This window comes from Geoanaerobacter pelophilus, assembly GCF_018476885.1.
Taxonomy (GTDB): Bacteria; Desulfobacterota; Desulfuromonadia; order Geobacterales; family DSM-12255; genus Geoanaerobacter; species Geoanaerobacter pelophilus.
In genome coordinates, this window is sequence record NZ_JAHCVJ010000003.1 from 268,971 (window position 1) to 287,481 (window position 18,511).

Genomic DNA, 18,511 nt, shown 5'->3' on the forward strand with positions numbered 1-18,511 from the left:
TTTTTACCGGATGGAAGCGCCAATATTATTCACAAGAGCATTGACTACACGTTGATGGAGGGCGCTCACTTCCTCGTCAGTCAAAGTCCTGTCAGGAAGCCGATACCTTACCCTGATGGCAATACTCTTATGCCCTTCAGGGATATGCTCTCCCTTGTAAAGGTCGAACAGGGAGACTTCTTCGATTTCCTTGATTTTTAAGGTACTGATACAGTCGTTTATGGAGTCTGCCGAGACAGCATCGGGGAGCAGCATGGCAATGTCCCGTGACGCATCAGGGAACCGGGAAGGCGCCGTAATAGCGGTAGTCTCGCGAACCAATAGAATGAGACGACCCATTTCCAGCTCAAAGTAATAAACCGGTTTTTCGATGGCATAGTTTTCCTGAACAGTCGGGTGAATCTCCCCGATGGAACCGATCCGTTCTCCGGCAGCAAAGATGGTGCAGGCCTTGCCTGGGTGATAGAACGGCTCGATGTCCCGCGGCTCGAATTTCACAGCCGGCACCTTCAGCGCATCAAGGATGTTTTCGACAACACCCTTGGCATCGAAGAAATCTGCCTCACCCTTGCCCTGATTCCACCCTTCCGGGTTTCTGAGTCCGGAGATCAGGCCGCCAAGCACCAGCGGTTCGCATGGAGAGTCGTGTTCCGGCTTGACCAGGTACACCCTGCGCAATTCAAAGATGCGCTGGTTGAAAACCCTGAAGTTCGCATTGCGGGCCGATGTCTCAAGCAAGCCAGGGAGCAGTGTGGTGCGCATGACCGAGTGTTCGTCGATCAATGGATTGAGGAGTTTGACATGGGTCGCACGGTGGTCGTCCCCGGCTAACAGCATCCGTTCCGGCACGTCCAGCGGGCTGAAGCTGAAATTGACAACTTCATTGAAACCGTAACTTACCAGCAGATCCCTCACCTTGCGCTCGATACGCTGGTGAAGCGGTGGGCGATCAGAAACCACACGTGCATATGGCATGGTGACTGGGATATTGTCGTAACCGTACATCCTGGCCAGCTCTTCGATCAAATCTATCTCCCGCTCCAGGTCAACCCGGTAGGAAGGCACCGTAACCTGCAGCGTTGCACTATCAACAGCTGTGACAGCGCATTCCAGGCTCTCAAGAATCGACTGCGCCACGTCCGGGGCGATGAAGACACCAAGCAGTCCTTCGACTCTCCGATGCCTGAGAGTTATGATCCGATTGGAAAGTGGTACCGGATACACATCGATCATTCCGGCTGCAATGGAGCCACCGGCGAGCTGACAGATCAAGGATGCCGCCCGATCAAGGGCCCTGGGAACAGCTTCTATATCAGCGCCACGCTCGAAACGATGGGATGATTCGGAATGAATCCCCAACCGCTTGCTGGTGCGGCGAATTGCCGAAGGGTTAAACCAGGCGCTTTCAAGCAGAATATTGGTGGTTGTATCGGAGATCTCTGAATTTTGCCCGCCCATGATCCCAGCAAGAGCAACTGCCCGGGCGCCGTCCCTGATCGTAAGATCATCGGCCGTCAGGGTTCGCTCCTGGCCGTCAAGGGTAATGAACTGCTCGCCTGCTGCTGCCCTTCTGACAACGATCCGGCCCTCAACAAGCTGATCGTGATCAAAGGCATGGAGCGGGTGACCATACTCCATCAGCACATAGTTGGTCACGTCCACGACGTTGTTGATGGAGCGCATCCCCACCGCATTTAGCCGGCCGACAAGCCAGGCAGGAGACGGCCCAATTTTGCACCCTTTGATGTAACGGGCAGCGTATCTGGGGCAGAGATCTGCGTCCTCGGTAACAACCGAGGCGAACTCCAGTGCCGACCTGCTCTCTTCAACGATTTGAATCTCCGGCTGAGTGATCTTTTTGCCGAGCTTTGCCGCAACTTCACGGGCAATGCCGATGACGCTAAGGCAGTCAGAGCGGTTCGGCGTCAGACCAATTTCAAAAATCACGTCTTTCATTCCCAGGGCGTCGAAAACCGGGGTGCCCAGCACCAAATCGGCAGGCAGGATCATGATTCCGGCAGATTCATCGGCAATGCCGAGTTCTTTCTCGGAGCAGAGCATGCCCAACGACTCTTCGCCACGAATCTTGGAGCGTTTGATCTTGAAATCGCCGGGAAGAACCGTGCCGATCTGGGCCAGGGCAACCTTGTCGCCAGCCTTGAAATTCTGTGCGCCGCAAACAATGTCCAGAATCTCGCTGCCGTTGTTCACCTTGCAAACCGAGAGCTTGTCCGCATTAGGGTGCTGCGCCTTTTCCTGGACCTGGGCGACGACAACACTGTCCATTCCGGTGAAACGCTCTTCAACCCGTTCCACCTCAAGACCAAGCATGGTAAGCATGGCCGAGAGATCAGCAGGGGAGAGATCGACTTCGACGAATTCCTTGAGCCAGTTATAGCTAATTATCATATGAATGAACTTTCAAGTATCCACTTAAAGGTAATAAGGCAACTATCAGAATTGTCTCAGAAACCTGAGATCATTTTCAAACAGCAGTCTCATGTCGTTAATCCCGTACTTGAGCATGGCAATCCGCTCGATCCCCATGCCGAAAGCAAAGCCGGTAACCGATTCAGGGTCGTACTGCACATGCTTGAACACTTCAGGATCTACCATGCCTGCACCGAGTATCTCAAGCCATCCCGACTGCTTGCAAACCCGACACCCCTTCCCTTTACAGATAACACAGGCGATATCAACCTCTGCAGACGGTTCAGTGAATGGGAAAAAACTCGGGCGGAGCCTGACGCCGATATCCTTGCCAAAGTACTGAGTAACAAAGATGGTCAAAATCCCTTTCAAGTCGGCAAAGGTAATCCCTTTGTCCACCATGAACCCTTCAATCTGGTGAAACATCGGTGAATGGGTAGCATCATAGTCGCAGCGATATACGGTGCCCGGAGCAATAACCCGGACCGGCGGCGCATGATTGAGCATAGTCCTGATCTGGACCGGTGAGGTATGGGTTCTCAGCAACAGGTTGTTCTCAACGAAAAAGGTATCCTGCATATCACGCGCAGGGTGATCCTTGGGAAAATTCAGTGCCTCGAAGTTGTAGTAATCGAGCTCGATCTCAGGTCCTTCGGCAATCTGGAACCCCAGTCCGGCAAAGATATCGCTGACCTCTTCAATAACCATCGAGACCGGATGCTTGGACCCTTTGGCAAGCTGGCGACCCGGCAGAGTAACATCGATTCGCTCACTGCTGAGCTTTTCGGCCCTGGCTCGCTTCCGGGTAAGTTCCAGAACCGATTCGATCCGCTCTTCCAACAGGTCCCTGACGGTGTTTACCACCTGGCCAAGCTTCGGTCTCTCTTCAGGAGTAAGAGCGCCGATCCCCTTCATTACGGAAGTCAGTTCGCCTTTTTTGCCAAGATATTTAACCCGCAAATTCTGGAGTTCTTCTTCGCTGGCAATTGAGTCGATCTCTTGAAGTGCCCTGGATTTGAGCTGTTCAAGTTGTTCATTCATGGACATATATTTTGGCCTTTTGATAAAAAAAGGGAAATGAGAGTAGCTCCCATTTCCCTTTTATCGGATCGCAAACTTTAGACGCTGGCTTTAGCCGTGGCTGCGATTGCAGTGAACCCGGCAGGGTCTGATACTGCGATGTCAGCCATAACCTTGCGGTCAATGGCAACATTTGCCACTTTGAGCCCATGAATCAGCTTGCTGTAGGTAAGCCCGTTGAGACGTGCTGCTGCGTTGATGCGGGTAATCCAGAGTGCACGGAAATCCCTCTTCTTGACACGACGGTCGCGGAACGCGTAATTAAGTGCGCGATCCACTGCCTCTGTGGCACTCCTGAAAAGTTTACTCCTGGCACCGCGGTAGCCTTTTGCGAGCTTTAATACCTTGTTTCTTCTCTGTCTCGCTTTAAATCCTCGTTTTGCGCGTGGCATGTTCTACTCCTCTTTTTCTCTGTATTTCACCTGATCCGCAAGGGGAGACGTTTCCTCACGGTTCTCGGCAACTGGTAAAACGTGAACAGTGACACTGATCACGTTTCTTATTACATGTACGGAATCAGCCTGGCAATATTCTTGTGGTCAACAGCAGCCACAATTGCACCCTTACGCAGGTTGCGCTTGTTCTTGGTGGTTTTGGAAGTCAGAATATGGCTGGTAAAGGCATGGCTTCTCTTGATCTTGCCGGTGCCGGTCTTTTTGAAGCGCTTCGCTGCGCCACGGTTGGTCTTGATTTTTGGCATTTCAATCTCCTTGCTTTATCTATTTTTTAGGGGCGACAATCATGTACATGCTGCGCCCTTCCATTTTTGGTCTTACTTCGATTACTGCAATCTCCTGAAGCTCTTCAGAAATTTTTTCGAGGATTTCCAGGCCAAGGTTGGTATGAGTTATCTCTCTGCCGCGGAACACCATGGTGATCTTGGCCTTATTACCCTCTTCCAGAAACCGCTTGACATGCTTGACTTTAAAGTCAAGGTCATGGTCATCGGTTTTTGGTCTGAGCTTCACCTCTTTGAGTTGAACCTGAACCTGCTTTTTCTTAGCTTCCTGAAGCTTCTTGCTCTGCTGATACTTGAATTTCCCGAAATCCATTATTCGACAAACAGGGGGCACCGCTGTGGGCGAAACCTCCACAAGATCCAGTTCCTTTTCTGCCGCCATAGCCAAAGCGTCACCAAGTGAGAGAATGCCTATCTGTTCGCTCTCCGGGCCGATAACCCTTACTTCACGTGCCCTGATGGCCTGATTGATGTTTACGGTCGGTTTAGCTATGGTACCACCTCCTGAAAAAAAGAATTTGTGCTGACTCCATCTGCTGCATTGCGTTCGCTCTTCGTCGCTGCCGCGTACCCTTATAAAGGGTATGCCTCACTCCCCAGAACTCGCAAGCCTTGCATATGAAGCTATAACAAATTCTTTGGGTCGACGTTTATTTATGGTCTGCGGATGCCTTTAAAATGAACTCGGCAAAGGCATCTGCCGTCATTGGTTCAAGGTTGCTACCATCACGGAAGCGTGGAGTCACGGTTGCGGTTTCCACTTCGCGGTCGCCGATGACCAACATGTATGGCACTTTCTGCAACTGCGCTTCCCTGATCTTGAATCCGAGCTTTTCGTTCCGGAAATCTTTCTGGACACGAATACCGGCAGCGCGCAATGTCTGATAAACCTGCTGCGCATATGGCTGCTGGTTGTCGGTGACTGTCATGACCATTGCCTGCACAGGGGACAGCCACACCGGGAAGTTGCCGGCAAAGTGTTCGATCAGGACGCCGATGAAACGTTCAATCGACCCGAGGATTACCCTATGCACCATCACAGGTCGCTTACGGTCGCCGTTTGCATCAACGTAGGTCAGGTCAAACCGCTCTGGGAGCGTAAAATCGCACTGGATTGTAGCACACTGCCACCTTCTGTCAAGACAATCACGCAACTTGATGTCTATCTTCGGCCCGTAGAATGCGCCGTCACCCTCATTAATCTCGAACTCGCGACCACTGTCCTTCAAAGCGCCGAGCAAGGCACCGGTGGCGCGCTCCCAGTCCTCATCGGAACCGATAGACTTGTCAGGCCTGGTGGAGAGTTCCATCTCGTACTCAAAACCGAAGATCCCCATCACGTCATTGACAAAGGATATGACCCCTTTGATCTCGGCATCCAGTTGCTCCGGGGTGCAGAGGATATGGGCATCGTCCTGGGTAAAGCAACGCACTCGCAGCAGGCCGTGCAGAACTCCGGCGCGCTCATGGCGATGAACCGTGCCAAGCTCGAAAAAACGGAGCGGCAGGTCGCGATAGCTCCTGAGGTGAGACTTGTAAATCATCATGTGCGACAGGCAGTTCATCGGCTTGATGCCGAACCCTTGCTCATCAACCTCGGTGAAATACATGTTCTCGCGGTAGTTCTCGTAATGGCCGGACCGCTGCCAGAGTTCGGTCTTGAGTATCTGTGGCCCTAAAACAATATCGTAATCTCTTTTAAGGTGCTCTTTGCGCTCAAAGTCTTCGATAATAGTCCGAAGCAGCGCCCCCTTCGGATGCCAGATAGCAAATCCGGCCCCAACCTCGTCGGAAAAAGAGAAGAGATCAAGTTCCCGCCCGAGCTTGCGATGGTCGCGGCGCTTCGCCTCTTCCAGCCGCTCCAGATAGGCATCCAGCTCCTTCTTGTCGCTAAAGGCAGTACCGTAAACTCGTTGCAGCATCCGGTTGTTTTCATTGCCACGCCAATAAGCGCCTGCAATCGAAGTGATCTTGAAAGCCTTGCACCATGAGGTTGAAGGCAAATGTGGACCACGACAAAGATCAACAAAATCACCCTGACGGTAAAGCGATACCGTCTCAACATCAAGATCGCTGATGATCTCGACCTTGTATCCTTCACCCATCTCGGCAAACAATTTTATTGCATCGGCCTTGGAAAGCTGTTCACGCCTGATCGGAATATCGGCCTTGGCCAGTTCCCGCATCTTCTCCTCGATCCGCTCAAGATCTTCGGTAGTGAATGGCTGCTCGACATCAAAGTCATAGTAAAAACCGGTCTCGATGGAGGGACCGATGGTAACCTTGGCCGCCGGGAACAGGGCTTTGACCGCCTGGGCCATGAGATGTGAAGTCGAATGCCTGATAATGTCAAGGGCTTCCGGGCTCTTGTCAGTAACAATGGCAACAGCGGCGGCATCCTGTAACGGAGCGTAAACATCAACAAGCTCGTCATTGACCTTACCGGCAATGGCTGCCTTGGCAAGTCCGGCGCCAATCGAAGCAGCAAGGTCACGTACTGTTGCCCCGGCAGACAAAGTCCTGGTGGAACCATCCGGCAATGTTACGGTAATATCGCTCATTACTGGCCTTTTAACAGAAAGAGGCATCGAACTTCGATGCCCCGTATCCGATGTTGGTGCAGATGAATTGCATGGTAGGCGCGGGCGGTTTCGAACCGCCGACCCCTAGCGTGTCGAGCTAGTGCTCTACCCCTGAGCTACGCGCCTATAAGCAAAACGAAGGTGATTATTATCAATGCCTGCCCGCGATGTCAAGCAAATAGTTAGGCAGTTGAGGCGTTTTAAGATTCAACAGCGAAACTGTTGCGGTAAAAACCTCGTCAGGGAGAATTTCTGCCATGCAGCGCGCATTAATAGGGCAGCGCGGCGTATACCCGAATTGAGTACAGGGAGAGCAGTTGAGATGCCGGTCTATGACAATATGATCAGCTCCTCGGGGCGCCCATTTCCTGGCGATACCTGACCCAAAAAGGGAAACCGTGGGCCGTCCCAAGCCAACCCCGATATGCAAAATGCCGGAATCACCGCTCACCAGAACAGCACAGCGGTCTACCACCGCAGCCGATTCCAGCAGGGAGGTCTTGGCTGCTAAATTGAGTGCTGCCGGCAGCCCCCGGACAATCGCTTCTCCCTCCCTGGCATCTTCCATCCCCCCAATCACAACTACCGGGACTCCCTCATCGGTCAGACGTTGCGCCAAGGTCCTGAACCGGTCCACTCCCCAGCGCCGCTCCGGGATGCTGGCACCAGGGAAAATGGCTACAAACTTACCACTATTAAGAGGCCTAAGCAGTTCTGTGGCCCTGGCTGCGGCTGCAGAAGGCACTTCAAGCCAGGCGGTCTCAATATGCTGGGGGGAGTTGATACCGAGAGGCTCCAAAAGTCTTAAAAAACTTACTACTTCGTAATCGTCGTGCGAGTAGGGAATCGGAAAGCTTAACAGCCTGCTTCTTTCATTAGTGGCAAAGCCTATCAGTGTTGCAGCCTTAGTCAGTCTTGCCACCACAGCCGAAAGCCGGTGCCACTGCTCGGTATCGATGACGACGTCATACTCTTTCCGGAATACCGAAAGAAACTCATGCGGAACGTCATAATTCATAACTGATCGTAAAAGCGGCGAAAGCGCAAATATGGAAGAATTACGCCGCTCGGCGAGGATATCTATCGCAATATTGGGGAACCGCTTCTTGAGCAGTTGTACGGCCGGCAAGAGATGAACAGCGTCCCCAATTCCACCGGGACGAATGATCAGAATCGACGAGACGACCCCGTGATCGGATTGCACGGGGGAGAAGATACTAAGAATTCGTACGGCCAAACAGCCGAAGATCATATCAATGATCTTGAGCATTCGGATAATTTTCACAATGCAGTTCCAATATACGGAATATCATCGCCCCAGGCACGTTGTACGGCGACTAGTTATAAACGTCGGTAATCCGGCAATAGAGAGAATAGTTTACAGGGAGAGACATCAAACATGGGATTGACTCGCTCGCCGGTGAAATCGAGTCCTACGGTGAGCCCTGAATGCACTCAAACACCTCATTCGGCAACTGCCTTATTTTGTTCGGCTTACATGACACCCAGTCGTTAAACTCAAGAATCTGCCAGTCAGTATGGCTGAGCTTTGAGAAATGGTAGGCAGCACCCAGACCGCTGGGACCGGCGCCGATGATTATAATTTTGTTATGCATAGATCACCCTTTATTTGCTTAATTCGTTTTCTGTTGGTAACAAGCTACTGCTTTCCGCCATTCATCGAGTTGGCACTTCATAGCTATCCAGAGAGCATACTTTTTTGAAATAGCCACAAGTAATGGAAAAATCATAGCATGCCCTAATCCGTGCCCATGTAAGGCTGAGGCCTTAACAACGGCACCAGGATAGCCAATAAGGGCCAGAATCGAAGAACATATCTTCTGCAGGGGTATATACTCATAATTTAACCGTAACGCCTTAAACGGGTATAATCTTCTGTTTTTTCTGCAGAGGTATTCCCCACCCACATAATTCGCCAGAGTCTTGAAGTAAGCGGCAAGAGTTGCTCTACACACATGCCTGACAACAAGTGAAGTGTCAAACTCGAAACGTCCTCCGAGAGCTAGCAATCGAAAGCAGATGTCAGGATCTTCGCCGCCAGGGCGACGAAAAACTTCATCAAACCCCTTGACTTCAATTAACATCCGCTTTCTAAACAGAGCATTTGATGTTCTAAGGTAAGGGACTACGTCCTTGACAGTAAGGTTTTTCACATGAACCGGGCGAATCCGGAATCTCCCAAGTGTCGGAATATGATTGAATTCATCGATATATTTTACAAACTCCGCTGCGAATCTAGAGCCCTCTTCCACTATGCTGTCCAAAGGACCGCCAATCCCGATTACATCCGAGGAGAGATGCTCGATATGCCCGATACACTGTGAAATCCAAGAAGCTGGCAGGCGACAATCGTCGTCCGTAAAAAGGATGAACTCCCCACGAGAAAGGCTGATACCGACATTTCTGGAATATGAAACGCCTCTGTTTTCGTGATGAGCTGTGCGAAAATTGATTGAACAGCGATTGGCAAAACTTTTTAAAACCTCATCTGTGTTATCAGTGGAACCGTCGTTAACAACAATTACCTCAAAGCTGTCCCTGTCACATGACTGAAGATCAAGTGTTACAAGGCATTTTTCAAGGTGTTCTGCGCGATTGAAGGTGGCAATAACAACGCTGATAAACAACGGAGACTTTGTCATTTCGGATTTAGTGGTTCTCACTTATGGCTCTTCTTATCAAACCTGCCGATTATTCGTTTAATTGCTATGGCAACGTACTCAGAAAAACGTCTTTCCTGCCGCAAGGCATGCATCAGTTTTTCATATATCATATTCAACTGGATCAAGTCGAGGTGAGCTGGATTTGCAACGATTTTCAGGAGAATATCAGCAGCCTCTCCAAAGTCTCCGACCTCACAAAGCAGCAGTCCTTTTTCGTATAATGGCCAAAAACTTCTCGGTGCAAGGTGGATAGCATTGTCAAAACAATCCATAGCATGAGCAGTTTTACCCAAATCACGCAACAATAGCCCGGCCCGATGGTAAAACAGGGAATCGATATGTGGCCAAAGAGGGTGGGACCCTAAGACATCCAAACCTTTACAAACCAAATCAAGTGCATCTTCTTGCCTCCCGAGCTGAAGGGAGATAGCAGCCCGCTCAATGAGCAGTTCAGGCATATGTTCAGATACGCCTTTTCTATCAAATGACCTGGCCTCCGCCATAGATTCAACAGCCATACCCATGTTTCGCAATGCGGTTGTTTTTACTATTGCCATTGGGATTTCATGCCATAGGTAGTGGAACGGAGGATGGAGCCTGATGGCATCTTCCGCATGACTTAAAGCAATTGCCCAGTTACCGATTGCCAGATTGGCATGGGCAAGTTCGTAGTGGGGATAGAACCATTCCGGATACAACTTTGACACAGCTTGCCAGTTTGATATCGAGCCATTGAAATCGCTTGCGAGATGAGATGTCACAGCAGATTCTATTCCTGCAAGCAGAGGCGTTCTCTGCTGCCATAATTCAAAAATAGCCGGAATTCTGTCCATCATTCCAAGGAACAGATATGACCTTACCAGCCATTCAAGCCTTGCAGTTGTCAAAGGAAGCTTCTTGCCGGCAAAACCTTGAAGCTTCCCCGCAATAAATTCAGCAACACCGCATGTGGGTGGGGCGTAGACAGCTTCTATTTTCGAGAATTCCGGGCTGGAACCGGACTCTACCTCTTTTAGTGCGGTAATGACCTCTTCAGGTTTCTCCAGAACGAGCGCACTGCCAAGGTCATGAAACATTGTCTTAATACCACACGCAATGATTAGTACCGGTCGCCCCAAGATGATTGCATCAAGGATAGTCTCTGAATTTCCCCTGTTCATGACTGCGTCGGCAGCCTCCAAGAGGTCCAGAGTATCAACCTCCGAGCCATGGACAATCACATTAGGTGCAACCCTGCGAATCACCTCCTTTTCTGTAGCAAGGTTCTCATTGGGATGCAGTTTAACGACAATTTCCCATTTATCCTGTACCGCAGGCATCATCAACACATTAAGAACCGAATCACGGAATTGGCGGTCGTCCTTATTGTGAATCGTTAACCTGCTCCTTAGAGGAGAAGTCGTATAAACAAGCAGTTGCTTTTCTGTCCCTATCCCCAATCGCTCACGAATCTCGTTACGTCTGCCTCGGCGAGCGAATCGTCCCCATGAAAGCAGTCCTGAAATCGCCAGCGATTCTTCAGACCAACCAGATTTGCGAAAAAGTTGGTATTCCCATTCATTGGCGACAAACAGAAGATCCAGCGGCAAGTCATAGTTGTTAAGCTCACAATTATTCAAAGAGAGTTGGGCAACCTCTTCTACCGCAACTACAGGTATTGCCCGAACCTTTGCCCAGGCAAACAGTTCCAAGGAAAAGGGTTCAAACGACGCGCCAAGCATGACAACGGTACAATCATCAGGAAGGAGCTCTGAAAGCTGATCCACTCTCTCGATCACAATATTCTCAAATCGAGATCGATCCAGAGCAGCGGCAATTCCAGGCGAAAGGCGCATGGAATTTTCCGAAATAACACAAGTAATATTCCAATCAGGAAGCTTTTCGGCTATTAATGACAAATTGTAAACATGCACAGGGCTGGTGGGATAGAAGAGCAGACAATTCTTTGTCAACAGAGCATCAGTCATCTCAGAACATTTTTAGCAAAAGCCGTGACCTGATGAATTTTAGTCGATAAGCGAATGGAGAAGGACTGCAATGATATCTTGAGGGGAAAAAATGGACTACGTTCTCTATTAAACGAGTCATTAATGCGCGACACTCTGTATATTTCCCAACCGATTACCGTCCTTGCCAACAGCCCCTCATATCCACCTTCTGAAAGAACAGCGCTGAACTCCTCATGCTTGCGTATCAAGGTATCAAGGATGGTCTGCCTCACCAAGTCATGGCTTGGGTGATGTTTCATGTTCCCGGTTGGATGGCACCCTCCAACCAGCGAATTGGAACTGAAACAGTTCATGCCATGCCGACGATAACAGCCGTGCACCTCGGGTAATAGCAAAGACCCCCCGACAAGATTGGCAAAGTGGCTTATATAATTGTCGGCGCATATCCTGAAATGGTCAATGGTATCAGGCATTACCAGTTCCAGGACCGCCTTGCGGAACATCATTGAGCTCGTAGTTGCCCAAAGCCAGAAAGGCCTATGAAGAGATCTCGGCCCAATGAATCTGAATTTCCCTTTGGCCTGCAGATCTGCATGGTGGCCGGACAGTATCTCACTTCGCTCGTTAATCTGATACTGGTCAGAAGATGTAAAAGCCACCGGCTCCATCCCCAGATGGATACGAACATGCGAACTGATAAAATCTCCCAGCAGCAGATCATCTGCATCCACATACGTGACAAACGATCCGCGAGCATGAGCAAGTCCGGTCTTGAATGCACCAAGTTGCCCTTTGTTCTGGTCATGGCAGACAAGTTCAAAACGCTCACCACCTGCAGAAGAATCAATAAAATCTTTAATTACTCGCACTGATTCGTCAGTTGAACAGTCATCAACTACCACAACATGAAAAAATGGATAGTCCTGACAAGCAATGGAGCTAAGACAGTCGGTTACATATGATGCATAGTTGAAACTCGTCACCACAACGCTGACCAACGGAGCCGCAGTTCGGGTCTGTTCAAGCCTGGCATCTTCCAACACATCCCTGACCTTATAGTGCCCAGCCATATTCTTCCTCTTCGACAACTTTTTCCTGGAGTGAAATATAGTATTTAGGATCATTGATCTTTTCCGGCAGCATCACAGGTCTGGCCTCCTGTGCAGTGAAAAGAGCTGCATAATCACCATGAAAGCCGTCGCAAATCTCTTGCAGCGAGCAGCATGAGCATTTATCAGCATAAACGTAACAGCAATGGCATTTTGCCCGGACTTTTGCATTGGCGCGATAGAGCTCTTCCAGAGATTCTGTTCCTGAGTGCCCAGTGCTGCCATTAACGCTCCTGCTTATCCCTCGATTCAAGGCAATTGCCGCCTTGAGAAGCCGTGGATGAGTGGCTATCGATTCCCGTACTTTGAGGGCCAGCTGCTGCAGCCTTCCTGGATAAGTTATCGGCTCATAAACGGCATCCTCAAAAGGTATTGGCTCAGAGGTGTCGCCATCTTTCATCCGTTGGCTCTGTAGCCCAGTCCACGACCACGAAGCGTAATCCCACTCATGAATGTCAAACGGCAGCTGTTGGAAATTGTAAATAGACTTACGATAACGCTCCTCTACCATACAGAGAGGGAAATAACGCACGTTACACTCCACATCCCCCTGCTCCAGAATATCCATCGCCGCCATCAGGTACCCGGAGACCTCGCTGTACGTTGGTACATTATCCACAGATCTCATTCCAAGCTTCTGCTGGTCCTCAAACGGATTAAAAGCAATGAAATTAACTACCCTGGCGCCTGATTCCACAGCGAGACGAGCTATCTCACTCAGTTGAGGCAGTGCCGTTTTTGAAAGCACGCAGTTGAATCGGAACGGAATCCCCACTTCGGCCAGATTCTTGAGAGCGACCATCTGCTTCTCATGGGCCCCCTTGACCCCAACAATGGTGTCAAAGGCATCGCGTAACCCATGAACACTTATCAGAAGGTCGCGAACGCCTGCCTCCTTGAGTTTTATACACGCGTCTTTCTTTGACAGGACCATTGCATTGGTGATAAGGGTCGGCAACAAACCGATCTCCCGGCAATAAGAGACTAGTTCATGGATCTCGGGATAAATTGTCGGCTCCCCCCCCTGGATGTCAATAGAAGTGTTTCCATAAAAATCCACCAGGGTCCTGCAGATTTTTTTCGCCTTTGACAGTGACATGAAGGGGTGTTCCGGGTGGTCACGGCTCTTGATCCGGTCAAGAAAATAACAGAACTGGCAGTGGAAGTTGCATGTCTGGCCAAGCCAAAGAACCCCTCTCTTTGCCAGAACGCGTTTCGTGGTCTTCCTGAATTCGGTCATTAATAATCTCGCAATGTCTTAAGAGATAGGAAACACTTACAGCTTGACTGCTACGGTAAGGGCTGTTGCACAAAAGTTACCGTTTGCATCGGCAAAACATGACGGCACCATCGATATGTTACCAAAGAGCTTTGTAAATAACTCTCTGAGAGATCGCTCGCTGAAGAAATGTAAGTGATGGGGGTTATTGTAATCAGTCTCTCCGATCGGAACCTCGATTAGTATCCGACCTCCTTTTCTCAGAAGACTCCAACATCGTACAAGATCACCATGGGGGTCTGTCAAATGCTCGACTGTGTGAATGGCAATGATCAGATCGAAAGTATCATGCTGAAAACCAGCTTCCTCCAATGTACCAGCCCTGATGTCAATACCCAATGTTCGCCCTGCCAGGGCTGCAAGTCCAGCATTTACATCACAGCCATAAACGTGATGACCTAGCTTCTTAAGTCGTTCCAGAAGCTTCCCTTCGCAGCATCCCAGCTCTAAAACAACGGCCGGCTTTTCATAAAAGCTATCAAGAATATGAAAGAAATCGAGGAATTGCATTCTTGAGTTCAGCCACCCCTGCCACTGGGTATCATCTGTGAGACTCGTTATTCCCTGATGTGCACAGTTCTGAGTGAAGTATTCGTAGCCGTCATAGAAATCAACAATTGCATTGCCTGATGGCACATTAGCTACAAAAACATGAGTGCAGGCTACACATTCCATAATGAAATAATTCCAGACATTTACGCACAATAGGCGGGCAGAACCTTTGCATACTGGACATACAGCATTTTCTATATTGGATGGCATGAAGGATTTTTTCATCCATGACCATAAATAGCGGAAAGAATATGCAATATAATCTTTGTTTAGCTTCCGCCAGTTGAACGATTTCAACCTATTTAATAGATCGTCACGGTGATAATTAGAAACTTGGAGATTTTTTCCTCCTTGACTAAATACGTCAAGAAATTCTTTTAACCGATTACTGAGAAGTCGTATATCGGTTACTCCTTGGGCATAAAGTCTCTGAGCAATGGATGTCGCAATATCAAGATCTTTGATAGTTATAACAACTGTGCCGGTAATAGTGTTGAATGAGTTATCGTTGTTAATAGTGTAGGAACCACATTTACCCTTCTTTATGTCATCGACCACTGTAACGTCTATATCGTCAAGCTCTCCGATCAAATTGGACAGCAACAAACCATAATAACCAGCACCGTATATTACAATGCTGTTACTTCCGTTAAGATAACTAATAATAAACTGCTTCTGTTCAGAAGTCATTTCAAGCCCTACATATCATTTAGTATTTAATACACACCAATTTAAGCAGATTTCCAACAACAGCAATGGAGCACCACAAGCTGAATTATTGCGAGATTAAAACTAGCTTTTTTTACCAGTAAACCTCAAAAGCTATAAACTGAACCTTTTCGATATTTTTTTTAAAAAAGGCATATTTCTCTTAGCTCTGGTAGTCCACTCAAGATCATCTTTTTGCTGAACAAACCAATAAGTTTTTTTGCAATTCAAATTGAACCTCGGCTCTAAAAAAGATTCCGGGTTTTCGTACAGATCGTGGTAGACACTTACATAATGTTGAATCATCTCCGGCTCTGACCAGTACTTCTCCATCCAGGCACGAGAAAGTTTACCAATTGAGGTGCGAAGATCCGGATCATGAAGGAGCGCAGAAAAAGCTTGTTCTGCATCTTCAAGATGAAAATTCAACCACGGCAATTCATCGGCACCAGTCAGCTCGTGTAATACCTTCTGTATCCTGCCATCAAGCCAGGCAAAAGTCGGAATTCCCTGTGACAACCCTTCCAGGCTAGAAAGGTGATACCCGCCCGTAACAATATCGTCAACGGAAATATGACTTTGCCGGCGCTCCCTTAAGCATTGGTCGTGAGGAATATTTTGCCGTACCCTGACAGTAACAGCGCAAAACTGACTCTTCACCCGATCAAGAAGACGCATTATTTCCGGGGCGCCCTTAGTATCCCAACGCAGCAGAGGGTCATAAGAATACCATGCTGATCGTGGGGAACTCGGTGCAAAGAAAATCGATGGCTCAGCAGGTTTTCGAGTTAAAGGAGTATATTCTTCGGCACTAAGAGGTACAATGTTCGGTACCAGTCGCGCATGAGGATAGTACCGTTCCTGATGCTGGGCGATAACTATTTTCGGAAATGGATCATCTTTTATCTGATCAAGAATCTCTTTGTTGTTGTTAGCTATAAAGTTAGCCGTTGAATGAAAATGTCTTACTACTTTAGCCCCTCTTGCAACCATACGGCCGAAATCGAAGTGAAACGGGTTGTCAGCCAAATCCATCCAATGGTGAAAATGTAAAATATCTGCCGTCTCTATCAGTGCAAGAATATCTTCATCATTCGGGATCCAGGTCAAGTCATTCTCAAAAACCCTCGTCCCGTAGGCTACTGGATTCAGGACTACAAGCCGTGCAGAAATCCCGGTGTGTCGATTCAGGGCGTTCACGATCCGTATCGGACTACCTGCAAGCGGAGTGAGTGCCAAATGAAGGGCTTTCACTGGTCTTGCCTCATCAAGTCAGCGGGATCTGCTCCCTGACCTACAAGAGATGCAAGGCAGGGCATTTGGACACAACCAATGGCATGGAGACCGTTATAGCCTGGGGTTGTCACCCGGAGCAAGATTGACCTCTCCCATGCGCCCAATTGCCGGATATAGTTACCGTCGAACGCCGAAAAAGATATCTGGTAATTACCCTGCAGCAGTAATGAAGAAGGAAACTCAAGACGCATCCTATACTCGCCAGCATTTCCAGGCAATAGAGTCTCGACGCACCTTGTGGTCCCACCGAATACCCGTTGACCTTCAGCGGTCTTTATGAGAAAGCCTATCTGCACTCCGCTGTCAATATGCTCATTAAGAGCATACCCGAGTTCTATCACCAGCGGTTGCCCCGTAACAGACCGGTAATAGCCGTCATCGGTTTGCTTTTCGTCAGAGACAATTTCAGCATCTCGGAACACGAGTGCTCTGCTCTCCTCAGGCACCCCCTTTACCATAGCAGCCATACCATAGCGCTCTTCATAGTCAGCGATGACTCTTTCAGGATCATTCTTTTCGGAAACCTTGCCGTCAGCGACCAGAACCGCGGAAGTGCATATTCTCTGCACCTGATACAGGTTATGCGAAACAAACAGCACTGATGTGCCATTTCCCAGCAATGCCTGAATGTGATTAAGGCATTTGATCTGGAAACTCAAATCACCTACCGCCAGCACTTCGTCAATCAGGAGGATTTCCGGGCGAAGATGAGCTGCTACAGCAAATCCCAGACGAACATACATACCACTTGAATAGTGTTTGACCGGAGAATCGATGAAATCTGCAATACCGGCAAAATCGATGATAGAGTCCAGTTCCCGATCGATTTCATGCCTGGACATGCCTAATATTGCGCCGTTGACATAAACATTTTCCCTACCGGTCAACAGAGGATGGAATCCGGCTCCCACCTCGATCAGCGCACCGACCCTCCCTGAGACCCTGATCTCGCCCCGGTCTGGCATAAATATGCCGTTAAGCATCTTAAGGAATGTCGACTTACCAGCGCCGTTGGGGCCGATCAGACCGATGCATTCTCCTGGAGCTACCTCGATATTCACATCTTCAAGAGCCCAAAATTCGCCGCGGCGCAAGCGCTCGCCTGATGGCGAGAAGCCAATAAAACTTCGCAACAAGTCGGTTGCGCCATAAAACATGGTATGATTTAGGGTCCGACAGTATTTCTTAGCCACTCCCCTGACGCTAACCACGTTCTCTGCAGTCATCAGACACGCTCTGCGATTTTTGTTTGCGCTAAAAAGAAAAGACGCCAACAAGTGAGAAAAAGCACCAAACAGAAGATGCTGGTAATCAAAAAAGGCTGCGTGTCGCTGGTACTACCCTTCAGCAGGAGATCACGCGGAACATTTATCAGGTAATTTAAGGGATTCCAGTAATTTAATCGCGACAGAAGCGAGTCTTCCCGCATTGGATAGAGTATTGGGGTGATGAACAATATCCCGGTAAATCCCAAATTTATAAGATTGCCTATATCGCGGAAAAGAACCGAAATGAGTGACAACAAACACCCCAGCCCGAAGGTAAGCAAAAAAATTGGGATCAGGGCAAGAAGCGCCAGACAGCTCATTGGTAAAGATGGTAAGATTCCATAGTAAAGAATAAGTGCTCCAAGAAGGACCAGGCGAATGGTGAAGTCTACCAAGCCTTGGATACAGGCAGCGACCACAAGGGATACCTTTGGGAAATTGATCTTCACCACCATGCTCCCCGCATTAACTAATGACGCTGCGGATGAACTAACGCCGGAAGCAAATACCCCCCAGATACTAAGACCTGTAATGGCATAAAGAGCATAAGGGATTCCTGTCTCCGGGATGTTTACTACCCCCGAATTTCTCATCACAAGAAACATTGTAGCAGTCACCACTGGCATGAGAAAGGCCCATAATACCCCCAGAGCGGATTGCCGGTAACGGGCCTTGAAGTCGCGCTGAAATAAGCGCCAAGTGAGTTCCCTAGAAGATAACAGTTCTGTGATCATCATCCTCTGAACACGAAACATCCCGGCGCCGCCTTCATGGATAACGCCGGAAGGGGTGTATATCAATCGCTTCATGTCACGTTTTTCATCGCTAAGCATAG

16 protein-coding genes and 1 tRNA gene are annotated in these 18,511 nt (G+C 49.0%); all 17 read right to left on the reverse strand.

The features are described from left to right. Positions 1–3: 3 nt before the first annotated feature. Positions 4–2,409, reverse strand: coding sequence for a phenylalanine--tRNA ligase subunit beta (pheT, locus tag KI809_RS09450; protein ID WP_214171298.1), 2,406 nt, complete (start codon positions 2,407–2,409; stop codon positions 4–6). A gap of 45 nt (positions 2,410–2,454) precedes the next feature. Next, a complete protein-coding gene (gene pheS / locus KI809_RS09455; protein ID WP_214171495.1) occupies positions 2,455–3,471 on the reverse strand; it encodes a phenylalanine--tRNA ligase subunit alpha in 1,017 nt (338 codons plus the stop codon). Between the two features lie 77 nt (positions 3,472–3,548). Then, positions 3,549–3,902 carry a 50S ribosomal protein L20 gene (gene rplT, locus KI809_RS09460; protein WP_214171299.1) on the reverse strand — a complete coding sequence of 118 codons (354 nt, stop codon included), beginning with the start codon at positions 3,900–3,902 and terminating at the stop codon, positions 3,549–3,551. Between the two features lie 110 nt (positions 3,903–4,012). After that, a complete protein-coding gene (gene rpmI, locus KI809_RS09465) occupies positions 4,013–4,210 on the reverse strand; it encodes a 50S ribosomal protein L35 (RefSeq protein ID WP_214171300.1) in 198 nt (65 codons plus the stop codon). A gap of 19 nt (positions 4,211–4,229) precedes the next feature. After that, positions 4,230–4,742, reverse strand: coding sequence for a translation initiation factor IF-3 (gene infC / locus KI809_RS09470; protein ID WP_214171496.1), 513 nt, complete (start codon positions 4,740–4,742; stop codon positions 4,230–4,232). Between the two features lie 157 nt (positions 4,743–4,899). Then, a complete protein-coding gene (thrS, locus tag KI809_RS09475) occupies positions 4,900–6,810 on the reverse strand; it encodes a threonine--tRNA ligase (RefSeq protein ID WP_214171301.1) in 1,911 nt (636 codons plus the stop codon). Between the two features lie 72 nt (positions 6,811–6,882). Beyond that, a tRNA-Val gene (locus KI809_RS09480) sits at positions 6,883–6,957 on the reverse strand. Positions 6,958–6,982: 25 nt separating this feature from the next. Next, entirely contained in the window at positions 6,983–8,116 is a 1,134-nt protein-coding gene (locus KI809_RS09485; protein WP_337833299.1) for a glycosyltransferase family 9 protein, read from the reverse strand. A 148-nt stretch (positions 8,117–8,264) separates the two neighbouring features. Continuing rightward, on the reverse strand, positions 8,265–8,447 hold the full coding sequence (locus KI809_RS09490) for a hypothetical protein (protein WP_214171302.1): 183 nt from the start codon (positions 8,445–8,447) through the stop codon (positions 8,265–8,267). A gap of 18 nt (positions 8,448–8,465) precedes the next feature. Then, entirely contained in the window at positions 8,466–9,515 is a 1,050-nt protein-coding gene (locus KI809_RS09495; protein ID WP_214171303.1) for a glycosyltransferase, read from the reverse strand. Further along, entirely contained in the window at positions 9,512–11,482 is a 1,971-nt protein-coding gene (locus KI809_RS09500; RefSeq protein ID WP_214171304.1) for a glycosyltransferase family protein, read from the reverse strand. Before KI809_RS09500 ends, KI809_RS09495 begins: the two co-directional genes overlap by 4 nt. Next, positions 11,479–12,534 (reverse strand): glycosyltransferase family 2 protein, encoded by a 1,056-nt coding sequence (locus tag KI809_RS09505; RefSeq protein ID WP_214171305.1) that lies wholly within the window; start codon positions 12,532–12,534, stop codon positions 11,479–11,481. Before KI809_RS09505 ends, KI809_RS09500 begins: the two co-directional genes overlap by 4 nt. Beyond that, on the reverse strand, positions 12,518–13,813 hold the full coding sequence (locus KI809_RS09510; protein WP_214171306.1) for a radical SAM protein: 1,296 nt from the start codon (positions 13,811–13,813) through the stop codon (positions 12,518–12,520). Before KI809_RS09510 ends, KI809_RS09505 begins: the two co-directional genes overlap by 17 nt. Before the next feature lie 36 nt (positions 13,814–13,849). Beyond that, entirely contained in the window at positions 13,850–15,094 is a 1,245-nt protein-coding gene (locus KI809_RS09515; RefSeq protein ID WP_214171307.1) for a class I SAM-dependent methyltransferase, read from the reverse strand. 132 nt (positions 15,095–15,226) lie between these two features. Then, positions 15,227–16,366: a glycosyltransferase gene (locus tag KI809_RS09520; protein WP_214171308.1), complete on the reverse strand. Its 1,140-nt coding sequence runs from the start codon at positions 16,364–16,366 to the stop codon at positions 15,227–15,229. Further along, positions 16,363–17,634 (reverse strand): ABC transporter ATP-binding protein, encoded by a 1,272-nt coding sequence (locus KI809_RS09525; RefSeq protein WP_214171309.1) that lies wholly within the window; start codon positions 17,632–17,634, stop codon positions 16,363–16,365. The genes KI809_RS09520 and KI809_RS09525 overlap by 4 nt, the downstream gene beginning before the upstream one ends. Further along, positions 17,634–18,509, reverse strand: coding sequence for an ABC transporter permease (locus KI809_RS09530; protein ID WP_214171310.1), 876 nt, complete (start codon positions 18,507–18,509; stop codon positions 17,634–17,636). The genes KI809_RS09525 and KI809_RS09530 overlap by 1 nt, the downstream gene beginning before the upstream one ends. Between the last annotated feature and the right edge of the window lie 2 nt (positions 18,510–18,511).